Below are 20,791 nucleotides of genomic sequence, written 5' to 3' on the forward strand. Positions count from 1 at the left end.
TGGATGAGCTGCGAGCACGTCTCGCTCAGTTAGGTATTGCTCATGGCGCTAGTTTTCAGGCCCTTGATTCTCTGCATCTAGCCGAGCGCAGTGGTTTGGCCAAGCTTTCCCTCGATAACTGTGTATTTGCACAACAGTCATCACTAACAGGCTATGTATTACACCCCAGTTTTATGGATGCGCTGTTACAGGCATCTGCTGCCCTCTGGCCACTCTACGGTGTGCCTATGTTGCCATTTGCCATCGATGCACTAGAGCTTTTAGCGCCTGCTGCCCTGGCACAAATTACTACGGGTTGGGCGTATTTGCAGCGCCAACCCAAGGCCAATGAAGACGATGCCGTCGAGAAGGTCGACATAACGCTGTGCGACATACATGGGCAAGAGTTACTGCGCATTCACGGATTTTCTGCTCGCGCCCTGGCGCCGGTGGATACAGAACAGAAATCTAGCACAGCACCGGCCGTCGCCTCTTTTAATACGGCTTTTAACGATACAAAAAATATCAAAGAGGATCACGCTCTGATGTCCAAAGATACTCCCACAGCGGATACTCCATCTGCCTCTGGGCGAGACAGAAAAACACCTTTATTGAGCCTTGGCGCTTATTGGCAGGCGATGCCATCGATAGTAGAAAAGATCACAAATGCTGAAGCCAAGAGAGTGCTTGTAGTCGGTGGTAGCAGTGATTATCAAGCCGCACTGGCGCAATCGTTACCCACTGGCTCAGAAGTTCTTTGCTTGGATGAAGCTGATGCTAGGGCACTAAGCAGCGATGCGCTGGCGGATAAATTTGAGAGTTTTGGCTCCATTGAGCATTTTGTTTGGGTGGGGCCCAATGATGCCAACAACCTGGCGCTAGAAAGTGAATTATTGATTGATGCGCAAGCGGTTGGGGTGATGAGCTGTTTGCGCTTTTTTAAAGCGCTCCTGAAATCTTATGCTTATGCGGCGACAACCATTAGTCTACTCACCTACGATACCCAATCTGTTATGGGGAATGACGGCCAGCAGGTAGCTCATGCCAGTATTCACGGTCTGGTGGGTACTATTGCCAAAGAATACCCTCAGTGGTCTATCCGCTTGCTTGATCTCGACAGTGACCGCTCCGATTTTTTAAGTCAGGGGCTGTCGCTGCCCACTCATGCTAATGGTGATGCTTATGCTTTGCGCCGTGGCCAATGGTTTGAACAAAAGCTAAAAGCGCTGCCCAACCTGCATTCCCATGCTAATGCTATGCGAGCTGATCGTCAGTGCCAGTACCGCAAGGGTGGAGTGTATTTAGTCATCGGTGGTGCCAGTGGTATAGGTAAGGCTTGGAGTGCCTGGATGATAGAACATTATCAGGCGCAGATTATCTGGGTGGGCCGACGCCCTTGTGATGACACTATTAGTGCCAGTATTGATGAATTATCAGACGCAGGTCTTACCCCTGTCTACTTCCAGGCGGACGCCACACAACTCGAGGCGATGCAGCGTGTTAGGGACAATATCGATCAGCGCTTCGGCCGCCTAGATGGACTCATTCACTCAGCCATTGTCTTGCAGGATAAAAGCTTGGCGCGTATGGATGAGCAAAGCTTTGCCATGAGCCTATCTGCTAAGGTGGATGTGTGCGTGCGCATGGCACAGGTCTTTGCCAGCGATGGTTTGGATTTTATGATGTTCTTTTCATCTTTGCAGACCTTTACCAAGTCACCGGGGCAAAGTAATTACGCCGCCGGATGTGTGTTTAAAGATGCTTTCGCCCGAGCTTTGGATAAACGTGTTGATAGTCATATCAAGGTTGTCAATTGGGGGTATTGGGGCAGTGTTGGTGTGGTGGCGGATGATTTTTATCGCCAGCGAATCAAGCAAATGGGTATTGATTCTATTGAGCCTGTGGAGGCCATGGAATCGCTAGAAGATCTGTTGCTAAGCCCTCTCAAACAGGCGGTGTTGATGAAAACCATAGGCGAGGTCAACATACAAGGCCTTGACCTATCCGATGCCATGGCAAATGCAGATACCTCTGTTAGCCCTGTGATTGATCCGTTGCAGCCGAACCTTAGGTCTAGTTCAGATAGACCACTGTCTGAGCAAGCTGGCAAAGCATCTGGCAATGATACGTCTGAGGATACTTCCCACAACCACGGGCTAGAGCATCAAGCCAGTCGCTATTTAGCGCAACGTTTTTCGCCAATATTAAAACTGCCGGCCGAGGCTATTGAAGCCCATAAATCGCTCCAGACTTATGGTATCGATTCTATATTAGTGGTTCAGCTTACGGACAACTTACGTAAAGTTTTCCCCGATATTACCAGTACATTATTTTTTGAAGAGAAAACCCTCTTAGGGCTCGCTAAATACCTGCTAAGTGAACATCGCGCGATAATGATGCAGGCACTGGAGGCGGTAGCAATAGAAGGAGAGAGTGAGCAGAGAAAAACGCCGCCTTCTCACGGTGTAAAAAAAGAGCGCCAAGTGCCAGTAGTTGCGGCAGGTGTTGCAACAAATGCTGCCGCAAGTCGCCGTGGTAATTCTTGGCGCATCGGTAAGTGGCCTGCTGCCAAGCAGCCGTTTAATTCAAAAAGCACTGATGTAAGACGCTCGAATTCCACCAGCAACGACAAAGCACCTTTTGATATTGCCATTATCGGCTTGGATGGACGTTTTCCCCAAGCAGAAAATATAGATGATTTCTGGGAAAACTTAAAACAAGGGCGCCATTGTGTCACTGAGGTGCCGATGGAGCGCTGGGACTGGCGGGTGAGTTTTGATAGCGAAAAAGCCAAACCGGGCCATTCCTACAGTCGTTGGGGTGGGTTTATTGCTGACGCCGATAAGTTTGATCCTCTGTTTTTCCATATATCGCCTATGGAAGCTGAAAAACTCGACCCACAAGAACGGGTGTTTTTACAATCGGCCCACGCCAGTATCGAGGACGCAGGCTACAGTCCGGCAAACCTAAGTAAGAGCCGTAACGTAGGTGTGTTTGTGGGTATTATGAATCACACCTATGCTAATGAAACCAGCTTTTGGTCGGTGGCTAATCGAGTATCCTATGCGCTAGATTTCCAAGGCCCCAGCCTAGCTATCGACAGCGCTTGTTCGTCTTCCTTAAGTGCTATTCATACGGCTATTGAAAGCCTAAATAGTGGTAGCTGTGAATGTGCTATTGCCGGTGGCGTCAACCTGATACTCAACCCCAAGCACTATATTGGCCTCAGTAATTTGGGCATGTTAGCGAGTGACGATCGTTGTAAAGCCTTTGGTGAGGACGCTGATGGCTTTGTGGATGCTGAAGCTGTTTGCGCACTTGTGCTCAAGCCTCTAGCCGAGGCCGAGGCGGATGGTGATCATATCTACGGTGTCATAAAGGGTAGTGCGCTTAATAGTGGTGGCCAGACTCACGGTTACACCGTACCAAACCCCAAAGCCCAGCAGGCGCTAGTGGAACAGGCGCTGGCCCGCGCTAACATTCACCCTGAGACCATCAGCTATCTTGAAGCTCATGGCACCGGTACCGCTTTGGGAGATCCGCTGGAAGTTTCTGCATTAACTAAAGCTTTTGCTAAGGCGGCTAAATCCCAGGGGGCCGAGCGGGCCACGGAAGTCTTACCTTATCAATACTGCGCTATTGGTTCTGTCAAATCTAATATTGGCCATGCAGAGAGTGCTGCCGGTATTGCTGGACTGGTGAAGGTGCTTTTGCAGTTTAAGCACCGGCAGCTGGTACCTTCCTTGCACTCACAAAATCTTAATCCTGAGATTAACTTTGCCCAGAGCCCCTTTGTGGTTCAGCAGTCCTTTAGTCCTTGGCATCGACCTCGCTTATCAGTGAATGGAAAGACTCAGGAATATCCACGTCGGGCAGGTATTTCTTCCTTCGGTGCTGGGGGAGCGAATGCACATCTTATTCTTGAAGAATATGTGAGCGAAAATAGGGACGAGGATCAGCACGAGATTGCATTGTCTACGCCCATGCTTGTTCCCCTGTCTGCTATGACAATGGAGAGGCTTAAGGCTTATGCCGAAAAGCTGGTGCGCTATATTCGTGTCCAGGGTTCTCAACTGAGGCTGGCTGACCTTGCCTATACCTTACAAACAGGGCGGGCTGATATGGCGAGCCGCCTGATTGTTGAGGCCACAAACTGCAATGAGCTGTTGCAAAAGCTTGAGAGCTTTGTTGCTGGTAGCTTGGTTATTGACGGTTTGGCCGTGTCTGAAATAGCCCCCACCGACATGATAAAGCTAGATGATGAAAGCTTTCATAATTTATTAAAAAACAAAGATTTAGGAGTTATTTCTAAAGTATGGCTTAAAGGAAAAATATTTGCTTGGCAGGCCTTGTATCCGACACTTTGGCATACACCATATCAGCGTATTAGCGCTCCCAGTTATCCTTTCGCCAAAGATCGTTATTGGCTAGATGCCATCCCCGAGCTTGTACCTGCTAATACATCTGTTAATGGCTCAGGTGTTAGCGGGACAGGCACTCAAAAGCTTGCGGCAAGTTCACCTTTGCCGTTGCAATGGACAAGTTTAGGGGATGACAACAGCTTTCAAGATTACATACTTGCCCGTTTATTTGAGTCGCTAGTCCCTTACCTTAACAAACCAGAGCAGATCGATCCTCGACACCAACAGTGGGCTAAAACCAGCCTGGACATCTTGTCGCAGCACCAATGGTTGAAGGGCGATGGGCTGAAGGGCGATGGGTCACAACGTTACAGCGTAACTGAAGATAGGTCTTTGCCATCCGCTGAGAGCCTATGGCAAGCGCACCGCAGTCAATGGTTGGCTCATGAAGACCTCAGCGTATGGGTTAATCTATCTAAGGCCTGCCTCGATAGTTTGCCAGAGATATTGGCAGGTACACGAGAAGCAACCGATGTGCTTTTTCCTAACGGCTCTGTTGCTTTAATAAGTGGGGTTTACCAAGGCTACCCCTTAGCGGATCAATATAACCAGCACCTAATTGAATGCCTTATCCACGAGCTAAAAGCACGTATATCTGAGTCTTCTAAGCCTCTGCGTTTGTTAGAAATTGGTGCTGGTACAGGAGGTACTTCCGGCCCCTTGCTAAAGGCCTTAGCGCCCTTTAGTGAGGCTATCGCTGAATATTGTTATAGCGATGTATCGCTGGCGTTTTTACATCATGCGCAACAACATTTTGCTCCCAATACAAGTTTTTTAACAACGCAGATTCTTGATGCAGAACAATCGCTGCTAAATCAGGGGGTGCCCAAAGCCCATTATGACTTTGTGATTGCTGCAAATGTCTTACATGCCACCAGCGATATTCAGCGCACTCTTACCCACGTACAGCAGGTACTGGCACCGGGTGGTGTTTTGTTGCTCAATGAACTCAGTGGCCAATCAATCATTGCCCATATCAGCTTTGGCTTGTTGGAAGGCTGGTGGCGCTATAGCGACGGCGACCTGCGCATTCCTGGCACGCCTGGTTTATCCAGCGAGTCCTGGTCAGATGCACTCAGCCGCGCGGGGTTTGGTGAGGCGCAGTTTCCGGCCGAGGAGCTACATCATAAAGGGCAGCAGATTATTGCCAGCCATAAATTATCATCAGTATCGAAGGTTATCCCATCACTTGGACGTGTTACCAATCAAACATTGCCAAGCAAACAAGCACAGCTTCAACCGCCGTCTCACACGACGGTGCAGGCCAACGCAGTAAAGCCAGATCTAGCGCTGCGTCAGTTACTAGTGGATATGTTAAAGCAGACCATAGGCACGGTCATTAAGCTTGAACCAAAGCAGCTGGATGCTCAGCTTAGCTTTGACCACTACGGCATTGATTCCATTGTTTCGAACCAAATCTTTGCGCAGTTGAAACAGCATATTGATGACTTGCCGAACACAGTTTTGTTCGAGTACCAAACCCTTAATGATTTGGCCGACTATTTGTTGGATACACACCGCAGTCAGGTATTAGCCTGGTGTCAGCCTTTTGCAAGCGGTAGCAACGATTTTAATGACAATGATTTGAATGGCAATGGTAACGGAGCGTCCCACCCTGCACAGGTATTAACCAGTGGCAGCGATGTCACTAAAGCGATGTCCGCAGCTGCGAAAGCCTCAGCTACAGCGGCCTCAGCTACAACGGCCCCTCTAGCGGCAGGGGCTTCGACTTCGATTGCTAAACCGGATACTGTTAAGCCGGACTCGGATCAGGTTGAGCCTATTGCGATTGTAGGTATCAGTGGCAGCTATCCCAATGCATCATCACTCGAAGACTATTGGAATATGCTCTATCAAGGGCAACACGCTGTGGCGGAGATTCCCCCTGAACGCTGGGATCATCAGCAATGGTATGACGATTCTGGGAGAGGTGTTAGCGGTCATAAGAGCCACAGCAAGTGGGGAGCATTTGTCAAAGACTGTTATCAGTTTGACGCGAGGTTTTTCAAAATACCCCCGCGTGAGGCTGCCAATATTGACCCCCAAGAGCGATTGTTTTTGCAACACGCCTGGAAGGCCTTTGAAGATGCTGGTTACAACTGTGAGGAGTTATCAGATCTGACGCGCAAACATACCGGTGTGTTCGCTGGTATCACCAAGCAGGGCTATCAGCTTTACGGCTTAAATACTGAGCGTGATATGCCCACAACCTCTTTTGCTTCCGTAGCCAATCGCGTGTCTTATTACCTGAACTTGCAGGGCCCGAGTCAGACCATCGATACCATGTGTTCTTCGTCGCTGGTGGCCATCCATGAAGCCTGTAATTACCTGCGCCGTGGTGGTCGGATGGCGGTGGTAGGTGGGGTTAATCTGTATTTGCACCCTATGAATTATGTCGCGCTATCACGACGGCAGTTTTCATCAGCCAAACCCTTTAGCTTGTTCAGTGACAATGGCGACGGCTTTGTTCCAGGGGAAGGCTGTGGTGTGGCCATTTTAAAGCCCTACAGCCAGGCACTGGAAGACAAAGATGCCATCTATGGCCTCATTCGTGGCAGTGCCGTTAATCACAGCGGCAAAACCTCAGCGTACATGGTATCTAACCCCAACCGTCAAGCTGAACTTATTGAGGATGCCCTGGCTCAGGCCAAGCTATCACCGAGTGATATTAACTATGTCGAAGCTGCTGCCAGTGGTTCAGAGTTGGGTGACTCCATCGAACTTAGAGCCTTACAAAAAGTGTTTTCCGGTCTCGAACAGGGGGAAGGCTACCACAAAGAGCATTACCGCCTTGGCTCTGTTAAAGCCAATATTGGCCACGGCGAAGCGGCCTCAGGTATGTCTCAGCTCACTAAGGTGCTCCTTAGCCTTAAACATCAAACCCTGGTACCCACTTTAGTAAAAGGGGAGATCAGTCAGGCATTACCTTTAGCCCAATTGCCTTTTCAATTACAAACAGAAGCCGGCCCATGGCCTGCAGTTACGGTAAATGGACTCGCTCAACCCCGGCGGGCAGGTATTACCAGTATTGGCGGGGGTGGAGTAAATGCGCATATCATCGTTGAGGAATATCGACGCCCTGAAGTTGTGGGTAAGCCAGATAACAGCCAAGCCTTATTTGTTTTATCTGCTAAAACACCTGAGCGTTTGACCGCTTATGCAAAGCTTTGGCGGTCTTATATTAAACAACATCCCCATATTGATCTCGGTTCTATTGCCTATAGCCTGCAGGTTAGCCGTGTGGCGATGCCTCATCGGCTTGCCATCATCAGTCAGAATTTGGATGATCTTTACCAGCAACTAGGTGATTGGCTAGAACAGGCGCAACTGCCCCAAGGCTTTGCCAACACAGACAGTTGTTTTAGTGGACATGCACAGCAGCCTTTAAACTCCAAACGCTCGTTAACTTCAATCGACGAGCTGGCAAAAGCGTGGGTGTCCGGTTACCGTATGGATTGGTCACCGCTTTATGGCTCGCCTAGTTCTGGGGCCGACTCTGCGTCCGATCTTGCGTCCGATCTTGCTTCTACGCCCATGCGGTTATCGGGCTTACCGACCTATCCCTTTGATCCTCAAGAATGCCGCTTGGACAACGCATTCGTTGCGGCCTTCGTTGCGACAAAGAAGCCGGCAAGTGATGAAAATAAGGCGGTGGAACTCTATACAGGTATCGTGAGGGACTTTCACAATGATGATCAGGAAGACTATCTCACCCTATGTCCATTTCCTGAACCTGTTAAGGGTTTCTCCTTAACCAGCTACTACAGCCAAAAGGACTATAGGGAAAAATGGAAACCCTATGTTTTGCAACAGCAGGTAGAGTCTCGCCAGGTGCTGTTTTACCAAGAAGATTTCTCCCGCATTCATAAAGTTTTGGATTTTGGCTGCGGCCATGGCACCGATGTGCGCCAGATTGCTTACCACTATCCCCATATCCAAGCCCACGGTTTTACCATTACTGCTGACCAAGCCCGCTTGGGTAATCAGCGTATTGCCGAGCTGGGGCTGCAAGAACATGCGCATATTTATCATAAAGACAGTGCTAAAGATGCTTTTGTCGACCAATACGACTTAATTTTTGGCATTGAAGTAAGCTTTCATATTCGCAACAAAACTGGATTGTTTGGCAATATTGCCAATAGCCTGAGGGAAGGTGGGCGCGTGTTGTTAATGGATTACGTCACTAATCTTTCAGGCGCGATTGTGGACAAGGCGGTAGAAATTAGCGTACCTACCGCACCCGAGTGGGCGCAGTTGCTAGCGGATCATGATCTAGTCTTCGATGAGGTTATTGATCTATCCAAAGAGATTGCTAATTTTGTTATCGATCCTGAGTTTGATAATAACGCTCGTCACTTTGATCAGGTTACTAAAGATAGCTTTGCCAACTTTACCAACCAGGCGGTGTCTTTATCTCGTGGCTGGATTAGCTATTACTTATTAAAAATACGTAAACAAAGCCAATGGAGCGGTGAACAACGATACGAGCATAATCGACAAGCTCTGAGCCAATCTCGTGCTTATAAAGATGCCCTGGAAGAAATGCGGGCATTGGGTAATATTCCATATCCTCCCGTTGCGCAAAAAGCACCGACAGTGGCGCCACCTGCTAAAGATATTGCTAAAGCTATTAATCCCGCACCACAACAGCAGCCGATGGATTTAGAGCAAAATAGCCATATCACTACTATTGAAGAACGCTTAGAAAAGGTTTTTAGCCGAATACTGGGATATCAGGCACAAGATATACGTACACTTTCTTTTAGTGACTTAGGCATTAGCTCCATTAATGCAGTTGAATTACTTGAAGCGATCAATCAAGAATTTACACTTAATTTGCCTACGAGTGTGGTGTTTGAGGCAGACAGCCTAAAGCGTCTCAGTCAGATAGTTGCACAATCGTACAACGCTAAAGCGAGGGTAACCCCTTCAGATAGCCCCCAACAGGTACCTGTTGGTATTGCCCAAAGCGAAATAAATATTGCCCAAAGCGAAATAAACACTGCCCAGAGCGAAATAAACACTGCCCAGAGCTCATTGGATACTGCCCAGAGCTCTGTGAAAATCGCACACGTGCAAGATCAATTGGAGCATATTTTTTCGCGTCAGCTCGGTTACTCGCTAGCGGAGTTAAAGCGTCAGTCACTGAAAGAACTGGGAGTAAGCTCGATCAATGTGGTGGAGCTATTAGAAGCTATTAATCGGCAATTTAAGCTATCGCTCCCCACCAGTGTCGTATTCGAGGCAGCCAGCTTTGATGAACTTGCAAGTTTAGTGCACCGCGCCCTGACTAACGCTAATTCTGATATCGAGTCAGCTCAGACCACAGCAACGCACACACCGCCAAAGCCATCAATATCTCCCTCATTATCTTTGCCAGCAAACGCCCAACCTAATACCCAACACGATGACGCGATCGTAGTGGTAGGGCTTTCTTGTCGCTGCGCAGGAGCAAAGAATCCTGCGGAGTTTTGGCAACTCGTCAGTGAAGGCCGCTCAGCCACTCGGGATATTGATAACCCGGAATGGTTGGCTTTTCTTGAGACTCATGGTGATAAGGATATGCCTAAGCACTATGGCATTTTAGACGATGTGCAAGGCTTTGATCCCAGCTTTTTTGGCATCTCACCCAAAGAAGCTCAGGAAATGCATGTTAGCCAGCGTATCTTGTTAGAGGAGAGTTATCGTGCGTTGGAAGATGCCGGCTATGCACCTAAGTCTCTTGCAGATAAATCCGTGGGGACTTTTATTGGCGCTCTCGGCGTTGGTTCCAGTGAGCTGAAAAAAAATACCTTTTCTCATTACGCAATGTTGGGTTTAGAAAATAGTATTTTATCTTCCCGTTTAGCTTACTTTTTAAATTTAAAAGGGCCATCTCTTACCATTAATACCGCTTGTTCATCATCTCTGGTAGCGATTGATGTTGCCTGTCAGCATTTGCGTTCAGGGCTTGTGGATATGGCCTTGGCCGGTGGCGTCAGTGTTTATGACACGCCGGATGGTTTTATTCACATGCATAACGCCGGCATGCTATCTCCCGATGGCCGCTGTCGTCCTTTCGACGACCAAGCGAATGGCATTGTGCCAGGTGACGGCGTCGGTGTTGTTGTGCTCAAACGCCTAGGAGATGCAAAACGCGATGGTGATCATATCTATGGTGTATTGCGTGCCAGTGGTACTAACCAGGATGGTCGTACCTCAGGTATTACCGTACCGAGCTTCCTATCGCAAAGCCAATTAGAGCAGCGTTTATATCGTGACAATAATATCAATGTTGAGCATATCCAGTACGTAGAAACCCATGGCACCGCCACAAAATTAGGTGACCCGGTGGAAATACATGCCTTAAGTGATGCCTTTAGTACGTTTACGGCAGACAAAGGCTACTGCGCTGTTGGAGCATTAAAGGCTAATATCGGCCATACGGCAGCGGCAGCGGGGGTTTTAGGTGTTATCAAAGTATTGTTGGCGATGGCCCATCAGCAGCTGCCGCCATCCATCCATTTTGACCAGCCAAATCGTCATATTGAATTTGCTGACAGTCCTTTTTATGTCAATACACAGCTTAAGCCCTGGCCGCTTAACCCAAATCAGCAGCGTTTATCTGTGGTGAGTTCGTTCGGTTTTAGTGGCACCAATGCTCACGCCGTTATTGAATCTTATCGACAGGCGACGGATACATCCAGCGATGCTAAGACACCTTATCCTATTGTGCTGTCAGCCCGTAATAGCGAAGGTTTAAAGGCGCAAGCACAACAATTGAAAAACTATCTTGTGCGTGATCTAGCCGATCATTGTGAAGCTAAAACAAGCCTTGCCAATATTGCCTATACCTTGCAAGTGGGCCGCGATGCTATGAAGCAGCGCTTAGGTTTTATCAGCCATAGTGTGGATGAACTGGTGGAGCGCTTGAGTCAGTATTTGGATGCTAGTGAGCATTGCGATAATGCGCCGCAGACACTATATAGCGCCAGAGTAGGGGGCACGTCGCCACTGGCTGATATATTTCAGGACGAAACCAGTCACGAGCTTATCGCTCAATGGGCGGCTAAAGGCTATCACGCCAAGTTGATTGAGTTATGGGTGCATGGGGTCGATATTGATTGGCCTTCCCTGTATCAATTAAGACCTCAGCGCATGACTTTGCCAACCTATCCCTTTGCGCGCAATTGGCGGGCATCTGATGTGAGTTATGTACAGCCTAGAGCGGAGCAGAAAGCATTCAATTCCGATGCTTCTGTCAATGCGCTAAGCCAAGCGGCTGATCATCACATACAGCAGCCACAACTGCATACTTTTATCGAACGATGGCAGTTGCAAGATTTAGTGCAAGCCCATCGAAACTCGCCGATAACCTCTATGTTGTGTCTGGTATCTAAACCTGCCCACCAAGTGAAAGTACGTCAATATTTTGAGCAACAATTTCCGGGTGTACAGGTGAGATGTGTGGTCCAGGGCAGTGGCGGAGAGCTCTCGGTAAATCGCCTAGATCCAAGCAGTTTTGATCAAATGGCGCGCCAAATTAAAGTAATGGATGCTGCAATAGATACGGTCATTTATTTGTGGCCCTTGGAAGACGAAAGCTGCATCGAAGAAGCCAATGTCCTATTGCAGCTACTGCAATCCCTGGCTCGTGCCAAGATATTGCCAAAGCAATTACTCTGCGCTGCGCCGTTTAGTGATGGGCGCACTCGCAGCTATGTTGAAGCGTGGCAGGGGATTGAACGCTCCACCAAAATACTCTTCCCTCAATTACAGTGGGCCAATATTTATCAATCTCAAACCATGCCAATAGGGGATGAGCACTGGCACCGTTGGTTGAGTATGCTCAGCGCTGAATTAAAAGCTAGTACCCTATCGAGCAGCTACTACCAAAAGGGCCAGCGCTATGTGCAAAAACTGCAGCCTATTGACCTCGATGAGCAGGTGGCGCCTGCCAATAGCCTGATTCGTCAGGGGGGGTGTTATTTCATTACTGGCGGCTTGGGAGGTCTGGGCTATCGCTTTGCTGAGTATCTAGCGAAACGTTATCAAGCCAAGTTGATACTGTGCGGTCGTTCGGCACTAGAGCAAAGCCATCGCCATAAGCTACAACAGCTTGAGCAACTTGGTAGCCAGGTGATGTATGTCAGTACTGATGTTGCCGATGCTGCGCAGATGGATAAAGCCATTACTGAGGTCAAGTCACGCTTTGGTATAATCCACGGTGTGTTACATAGTGCCGGTGTAGAACAGCATGCAGCCATCACTGAAAAATCCCACGATGATATCCGCTCTGTACTATCGCCAAAAATCCAGGGAACAGAAATTATCGATGAGGTGTTAAGTAGTGAGCCGTTAGATTTTTGCTGCTACTTCTCGTCAAGCTCCGCCATTGTCGGTGACTTTGGTTCTTGCGACTATGCCCTGGCCAACCGATTTCAAATGGCCTACGCCCGTTATCGCCAGCAGTTGGTCGATCGTGGTTTGCGTTATGGTAAAACTGTGGCAATCAACTGGCCTCTGTGGCGAGACGGCGGGCTTCAGCCTGATACTCAGGCACAGCTGGACTTTTATTTACAGTCCACCGGTCAGCAAACCTTAAGCCTTGATTTAGGCATGGCTTTGTTTGAGCAGGCTCTTGTCAGTGAGCATTTAAAAGATCAACACTTACTGGCACTGGTTGGCGACAAGCAAAGGCTTGATTCCTGGTTGGGCATACCAGCAAAAGAGCTGGCGCAGGCAAAATCTGTAAGCGCACCTGTTGTGAGCGAGATTCTTTCTGATCAGGCTGCGGATAAGGAATTTACAGCCCTAAGTATAGAGGCGTATCTTGATCAGCACATAAAAGCCCAAGTCAGCGATCTATTAACACTTGAACAACAAGAGCTGGAAGAGGACTTGCTATTTTCAGAGCTAGGTTTTGACTCCATTAGTCTTACCCAGTTAAGTCGTCGACTAAGTGAGGCCTATAAGTGTGATATTACTCCTGCAATATTTTTTCACCATCCAAGCATAGCGCAGTTGTCAAAACACTTACTAAAAGAGCATAGACAAGCCATTGTCTCGGCCTACGAAAGCTATCGGGACAGCCTTTCTAGAGGGGGATTATCTGATCTTCAAACACACGAACAACTGGAGCTTGTGTCCAAGCAGACCGAAGCCCCGCAAGAACATAAGACAGCCGACTCCATTACCTATAAGCCATCTCTTGCTGGTGGAGACGTTGCTAGTGGAGACGTTGATAGCGCACCTGTTGATAGTGTGCCTATTGACAGCACCGCTAACGCTCCTTTATCTGAAGATATCGCGATTATTGGACTCTCAGGCCGTTTCCCCGAAGCGGACAATATCGATGAGTTTTGGGCGTGTTTAAAAGATGGGGTCGATTGTGTTAAGGAAGTATCCCCCGATCGTTGGCCGTTAGATAGCTATTATGATCCCGCACCAGGCAAAGCGAAAAAGGCGTACAGTAAGTGGGCCGGCCTATTAGATCACGTCGATCATTTTGATCCACAATTCTTCTCCATCCTGCCTGTTGAAGCAGAAGCCATGGACCCTCAGCACCGGATTATTTTGGAGGAGTCTTGGCGCGCTATCGAAAATGCCGGCTATTCGTCAGACGCTATGTCCGATTGTCGCTGTGGTGTCTATGTGGGCGCTGCGGGCATGACGGAATACAGCAGCTTGTTAAAAGAGGCTGACAAAACCAATGCCTTTACATTACTTGGCAGTAGCAGTGCGATGTTGCCTTCGCGTATTTCCTACTTTCTCAACTTGAAAGGGCCGTCGATGCTAATTGACACTGCCTGTTCGTCTTCCTTGGTAGCTATTCACCAAGCCTGCCAGAGTTTACGGGCAGGGGAGTCGGACATGGCATTGGCCGGTGGTATCTCACTTTTGCTAACACCGGAACCACAAATATTAAGTAGCACCGCCAATATGTTATCCCCCAATGGGCGGTGTCGCGTATTTGATGAAAACGCCGACGGCGTAGTATGGGGTGAAGGTGCAGCCATGGTGTTATTAAAGCCGCTCAGTGCTGCCAAGCGCGATGGCGATTATATCTATGGCGTAATTAAAGGTAGCGGCGTCAACCAAGATGGGCGCTCAAACGGTATCACTGCCCCCAATGCCGCGTCTCAAGCCAGTCTTGAATTAAACCTATACCAACAAACAGGTATTAATCCTGAGACCATCAGCTATGTGGAAGCCCACGGCACGGGAACACGAATTGGTGATCCCGTGGAGGTACAAGCATTGAGTCAGGCATTTTCTGAATTTACCGATAAAAAACAATTCTGCGCTATAGGCTCGGTGAAAACTAATATTGGCCACAGTGCCGCTGCGGCCGGCGTTGCAGGTTTAGTGAAAGTGTTGCTAGCAATGAAATATAAACAGTTGCCTGGGTCGCTGCATTTACAGAAGGAAAATCCCTACATTGATTTCCCCAGTACGCCTTTTTATCCAATATCTGCGCTCAGTGACTGGCCGACTACTGACGGACAGCCGCGCCGGGCAGCGATTAGTGCCTTCGGTTTTTCTGGCACTAATGCACATATGATTGTGCAAGAAGCGCCAGCACCTGTTTCGCGCCCTGTCCAACAAGAAGCGCCAGTAGCGCCGCAAATGATGGTATTTTCCACTCAGCGCGAGCACCAACTGGCACCCTACATCCAGTCGATATTGACCTGGCTTGAGAGCAGCGATGCCGATATCGAGCAGATCGCCTATACCCTGCAATTGGGCCGCACCGAGTTCAGCCATCGTATGGCGGTGGTGGCATCTTCCACAGATGAGCTAAAACAGCAGCTCAAAGATTATCTCCAAGGCCTTGAAAACGCTGGGTTCTACCAAGGTAAGCAACAAAGTGCTATCGCTAAGCAAGCGCCGCTGCCACTGGTGGGGAACGGACGAGAGCGGGGTGAGCTAGGCGCTACGCAGGATGTTAGTCACCTCCTAAGTGCTTGGGTGAAGGGCCAAAAATTGGCGTGGCAAGATTTATATGTGGACAGGCCTCAGCAAAAGTTGCCTATGCCGGGTCACCCGTTTGAGCGCGCTTCCTATTGGCCTCTGGCACACCAACAAAAACATTATCTCACCGATGCCAAGCCCCTGAGCGAACCTGTAACAGCAGTGCAAAACCTCGGTGTTAGCACGGACACGATTAAACCTATGAACTTGTATACGCAGCAAGAACTTGGTGCTCATCAACGTCGTCATCTTAGCCAACAGCTTAAAGCTGACCTTGCTAAATACTCTCAAAGCTTGGTGCAGTTGGAAGGAGAAATTGATTATGAATAATACTTACCAAGAATTTCAATTAGCAGCACTCACATGGATAGCGCAAATGCTTGGCCTACAAGTAAGTGAGCTAAGTACCGATATGCATCTGGACGCAGACCTTGCCTTAGACTCCATTAAAATGATGGGGCTTATGAGTCAACTCAGCGAGAAAATGCATGAGTATGGACACCCAATAGACGGGCAAGGGCTTGGCGGTGATGTGATCATGAGCTTTCAAACTCTCGGGGATATTGTGACATTTTTAGCTGGCAAGGTAGGACTTGAAAAAACATCACCAGAAAAAATAAACAGTCCTGAAGTCTTTAGCGATAGTTCTGCTGAGCAAGATCAGCCCACTTTAATGCCCATACTGCACTCGCAATATGTGTTTATGGTGTCGCGTTTTATCGCCGATACCAGTGCTCTTTGTCATTCCCTTCGCTTGCGGGGGGTGATCGATATTGAGCGTGCGCAAATAGCTTGGCAGCAGTTGGTGGATCGCCATCCTGTGCTGCGCTGCTGTTTTAAGAGCAGCGGCACAATCCGTCGACTATCCGACTATCAGTTTCAGTTACACACTCACCCGCAGGTTCCTGTAATACCTTGCGTGGATATTCGTCATCTTGAGACAAAAGCCAAAGAGCAGCGAATAGAGGATAATTTTACAGCCTTGCTCAATCGTCCATGGGATTTGCTAGAATGGCCGTTACATCATTTTTCTTTGTTGCAAGTTGAGGATGAGGAGTTTGTACTGTTCCTAGCGAGCGACCATGCTATCTCTGATGGTCTGGGTAATCAGACGATGATGCGCGAGTTTTTACAGCTCTATTCTGGTGAGTCGCTAGGGGCGCCCACTTCTAGTGAATTCTATTGTCAGACGGTAGAAGGAATTAATCAGCACCAAGATCCGCAAGAAGACCGGTGGCTGCAAGACTATCTACAAAACCAAGGTCGAGATACGTTTATCTGGCAGCCTGATAAAACTAGTCAAGCATTTGATGAACAAGCATTTAATAAACACGTAAAAAGAGACGAGCATTATCGCAACAGGGTCTATCAGCTTAGTGGTGAACAGACGCAGGCGCTCAAGCAACAAGCTGCAGCGTGGAATGTGCCACTCAATAGTGTATTGCTGGCATACTATTTAAAAGTCTTATGTGAGCTGTCACCTGAACAAGAAACCCCAGTGATATTGCAAGTGCCGACCAGTGGTAAGATTTATCCAGGGGTCGATGCAGCAGGCGTGCTCGGCCCCTTTGCCCAGAATATGGCGCTAAGCTTTGAGCCTGTAAAAGCTCATGAATCAACAGGTGATCTGCTAAGGCGTGTGGATCAGACCATACAACAAGCTCTAAGCCAGGGCATCGATCGCGCGCAAACAATCCATATTGCCCAGTTACTTAAAAATACGCTGGTATTTGAACAAGGGCAGATACCGCCTTGGCTGGTTGGTGTGTTAGATAGCTCGGTAAAATCCAATATCTATGTGCCTTATACTGGCAATACCTATATTCGCTCGGACTACGATGCTCTTAAAGTTATTGACTATCGTGCTGGTACTTATAATCGCCCTGGAACCATTGATCTGCAGCAGGAAGTATTTGATGATCGCCTGCATGTTTTTGTCAATTTCGATAGCGGCTGTTTTGCTGAATCTGCGATTGATCAGTTAGCTAATGCTTATTTGGATGCATTAAAGAGCTTTGCGCATACACCGGTAGCGAGATCATCAGTGGCCCAAGAAAACCATGATCAGCACGTCGCGCCTGATCTCGAAATTCTCAATACGCTCTGCAATATCGCCAATAGTGTGTTAACTGTGCCAATAGATATTGGTGATGTTAATAAAGATATTGAAGCAGAATTTGGTGTGGATTCTATCGAGCGAGTGCGCATCATGACTCGCATATTGGGTGACTATCAGCCAAGAGTAGATCGCAAGATTCTATTTCAAGCACGTACCTTAGCGCAGATGGCTGCAGCCATTGATGATCATGCTAATCCGCAGCTAGATACGCCCAATCTGGCAACACAAGGGGCAACGATCAATGCAGCACGCGCAGACAACATTGAGCCAGATAGCCGTGAAGTCATTACGCTTGGTAAGCAATATCCAGAAGTCCCTTATCTTCATTTTATGGCACAAGCAAAAGCGAGAGGCGACGCAATAGCGGTGGCCAGTGATACAGCAGAACTCAGTTATCAACAGCTCGATGAGTTATCAAACCAGCTTGCCCATACCTTGTATGCCCAGGGCGCGCGGGAAGGGCATATTATAGCCTTAATGTGTGAGCGAGGCCCTCATATGGTAGTGGGGATGATGGCAATTGTTAAAACAGGTGCCGCGTATCTGCCTATCGACCCCTCATTACCAGGTGATCGTATCGCTACCATGCTAGGACTTGCCAAGGCCGATTGCTTGGTGTGCGAGAGTGCCGTTGCGTTGCAACTGCTTGATGCCTTAAGTACATCATCGCCGATTCGCCATATCGTCTCAGTCGATGAATACTCTCCCATGATTCCTATGGCCATAGAACAGCAATGGCAGCAAATTAACAAAAGCCAGTGGGGACAAGCGAGCACTGAACCATTAGCCGTTCAAACAAACCCCGATGCACTAATGGCTGTGCTTTTTACCTCAGGTTCTACTGGCCAGCCCAAGGCCATTATGACCAGCCATCGCAGCTATATGAATCGCCTGCGTTGGCACCAAAAAACTTTCCAGTTAGCCGTTGGCCAGAGAGTATCGCAAAATACCTCTTGTAGTTTTGATATTTCTATTCGCGAGATTTTTTGGCCACTGATGGTGGGCGGCTGCGTTTGTCCTGTTGAGCAGAGCACGGTGAGTAACCCTTGGTTACTGGCCGAGTGGCTGCAGGAAAAACACATTCATGTCTTTCAATTTGTACCTTCACTATTTTCTGTTTTTGTGCAGGCAATGGCGCAAGAGTCGTGGCAGTTCCCCGATCTGCGGTGGCTACTATTTAGCACCGAGCCATTACCTGTGAACCTCGTTAGGCGGTGGATAGATCGCTTTGGTATGAGTATAGGTATTGCCAATCAGTATGGCCCTAGTGAGTGTGCTATCGAGTCCACTTGTCATATTGTGACCGAACGCCCGCCAGAGGATCAGCTGAAAATGTCCATTGGTTATCCTATCGATAATGTTCATGTGGTCATTGTTGATCAGCAGGGCCAGCGCTTGGCAAATAATCAGTTAGGCGAAATTTATATTGGTGGCGTGCAATTAGCACAGGGCTATTTAGATAACCAAGAAGCCACTGAACAGGCCTTTGTGGCCAATCCTTTTAACGATATTCCCGGTGAAAAACTATATCGTACAGGTGACCTTGGTATGTTCCTGGATGATGGCAGTTTATCTTTTCATGGACGCCGTGATAATCAAATTAAGATCCGGGGTAATCGTGTAGAACTTGGTGAAGTAGAAGCAGTTCTCGCCCAACACCAAGCAGTAAAAGAGGTGGCGGTTTTAGTGGTGGAGGTCGAAGGTACGTTGGCAGACGCCATGGTCAATGGCGCAGAGCATAAGAAACTCGTGGCGTGGTTGGTCGGGGAAGGTAAGCACCGAGATGCCGAAGTAAAAGCGTGGTTGGCCAAGCGTCTGCCCGATTATATGCAGCCTCACCATATTTTGTGGCTGGAGCGAATGCCGCGTAATCACAACGGTAAAATTGAACGCCAAAGCTTGCGTAAGCAATACCGGCAGGCCTTTGCGGCAGGCGATAATACACACGCTGTGGTAATGACTGACGAATATCTGCCACTAGGGCCGGGCCAACGTTGGCTGGTATCACACTTTAGCCCGCCTTATCAGTGGTGGGGCATGATGCGCTATCGAGTAAAACAGCCTGTAGATGTTCAGGCTTTTGGCGCCAGTGTCCGAGACCTGATTGATCGACATGCTATTTTGCGCACGGTATTTGTCGAGCGCGATCAGCAGTTGTTGCAAAGAATTATGCCGCCTGGTCAACCACTGTCGCCCCCTGTAGAGTATCTGGATGCTTGCCATTTATCGGATCGGCAGACAAGCTCGGCCATTGATACATTGGCGAAGCAGTTTGCCAATGCGCTTGATATTGGCTTGTGGCCCCTAATGAAGTTATGGGTCGTCAAACGTGAGGATGAAACCCACGATATCTGTATTGTTGCCCACCATTTAATTGCCGATATGGTATCAGGCCACATTATGTTTCGTGAGCTTTGGGATCATTACGCTCATCATGTAATAGAGCCTATAGCTGCCAGTGGTTTAAATCGATCGCCTGCGGCGGCGGCTTATGGGGATTTGGTAAAAGCACTGCAAACTAAAGAGGCCAATGGCGAATTAGAAAAAGATTGGCATTATTGGAATAACAGTCTCCAGCAAGCATTGGCTTTCACCGCAGATAACCCTGAGGGAGATAACAGCGAAGCGACTTCTCGCTGTTGCCATGCCGTGCTCGCGCCGGATATATCAGATCAGCTGTTACGCTACGGAAAAAGAGCCTTTAACGCTAGTTTGCACAGTATTTTACTGGCACCTTGGTATGTGCTTCTGGCCAGACAAACCAGACAGCAGTCGATTGTTCTCAGCCATCGAATGAGTGGCCGCCAATTAGAAAATAACGCACTAACCTATAGCCAAAGTTTGGGCAATTTTGCGGTAAATTTCCCTGTTGCTATCCACATGAATTTACAAAATTCATGGCCTTTACATATTCAACAAATACACAGTGCTTTTGCAGAATTGCCTTGTGGTGGTTTAAGTTATGATTGGCTATCTCCACGCTTACCTAAAACCCATTACCCCGATCACAGGCGTAGCCCTATACGTATTAATTATTTAGGGCAAGCCGATAGCTTTGATTCTGATTTATTTGATATTGATTGGGATGCGGCTAATCAACGTTTTATCCCTGAACATCAGCAGCGTTCAGCTGAAATTGAGGTGTGGCTATTATTTAAAAACAAACAGCTTCATGTTGATATCTATTATTCTCATGAACGCTATAAAACCCATCGCATGGAAACACTACTACAAGAATACCTTACTGTTGTTAGCGAGATGATGGCTCACGGAGTCGTGATGATTCAGCCCGAGACATTGCAAGATAGGAGCAAATAGA

Annotated in this window: 2 protein-coding genes (1 of these 2 running past the window's edge); both read left to right on the top strand. The window is 48.3% G+C overall.

Features of this window, described 5'->3' with window-relative positions:
* Positions 1–15,683 carry the 3' portion of an SDR family NAD(P)-dependent oxidoreductase gene (locus tag BVC89_RS13350; protein WP_087684108.1) on the top strand. The gene continues 15,673 nt to the left of window position 1, outside the view, so only the last 15,683 of its 31,356 coding nucleotides appear in the window; its start codon lies beyond the left edge, outside the window; it ends in the stop codon at positions 15,681–15,683.
* Entirely contained in the window at positions 15,676–20,790 is a 5,115-nt protein-coding gene (locus BVC89_RS13355) for a non-ribosomal peptide synthetase (RefSeq protein ID WP_086931660.1), read from the top strand. Before BVC89_RS13350 ends, BVC89_RS13355 begins: the two co-directional genes overlap by 8 nt.
* The last annotated feature ends 1 nt before the right edge of the window (position 20,791 follow it).

Source organism: Agarilytica rhodophyticola, from assembly GCF_002157225.2.
Classification (GTDB): Bacteria; Pseudomonadota; Gammaproteobacteria; order Pseudomonadales; family Cellvibrionaceae; genus Agarilytica; species Agarilytica rhodophyticola.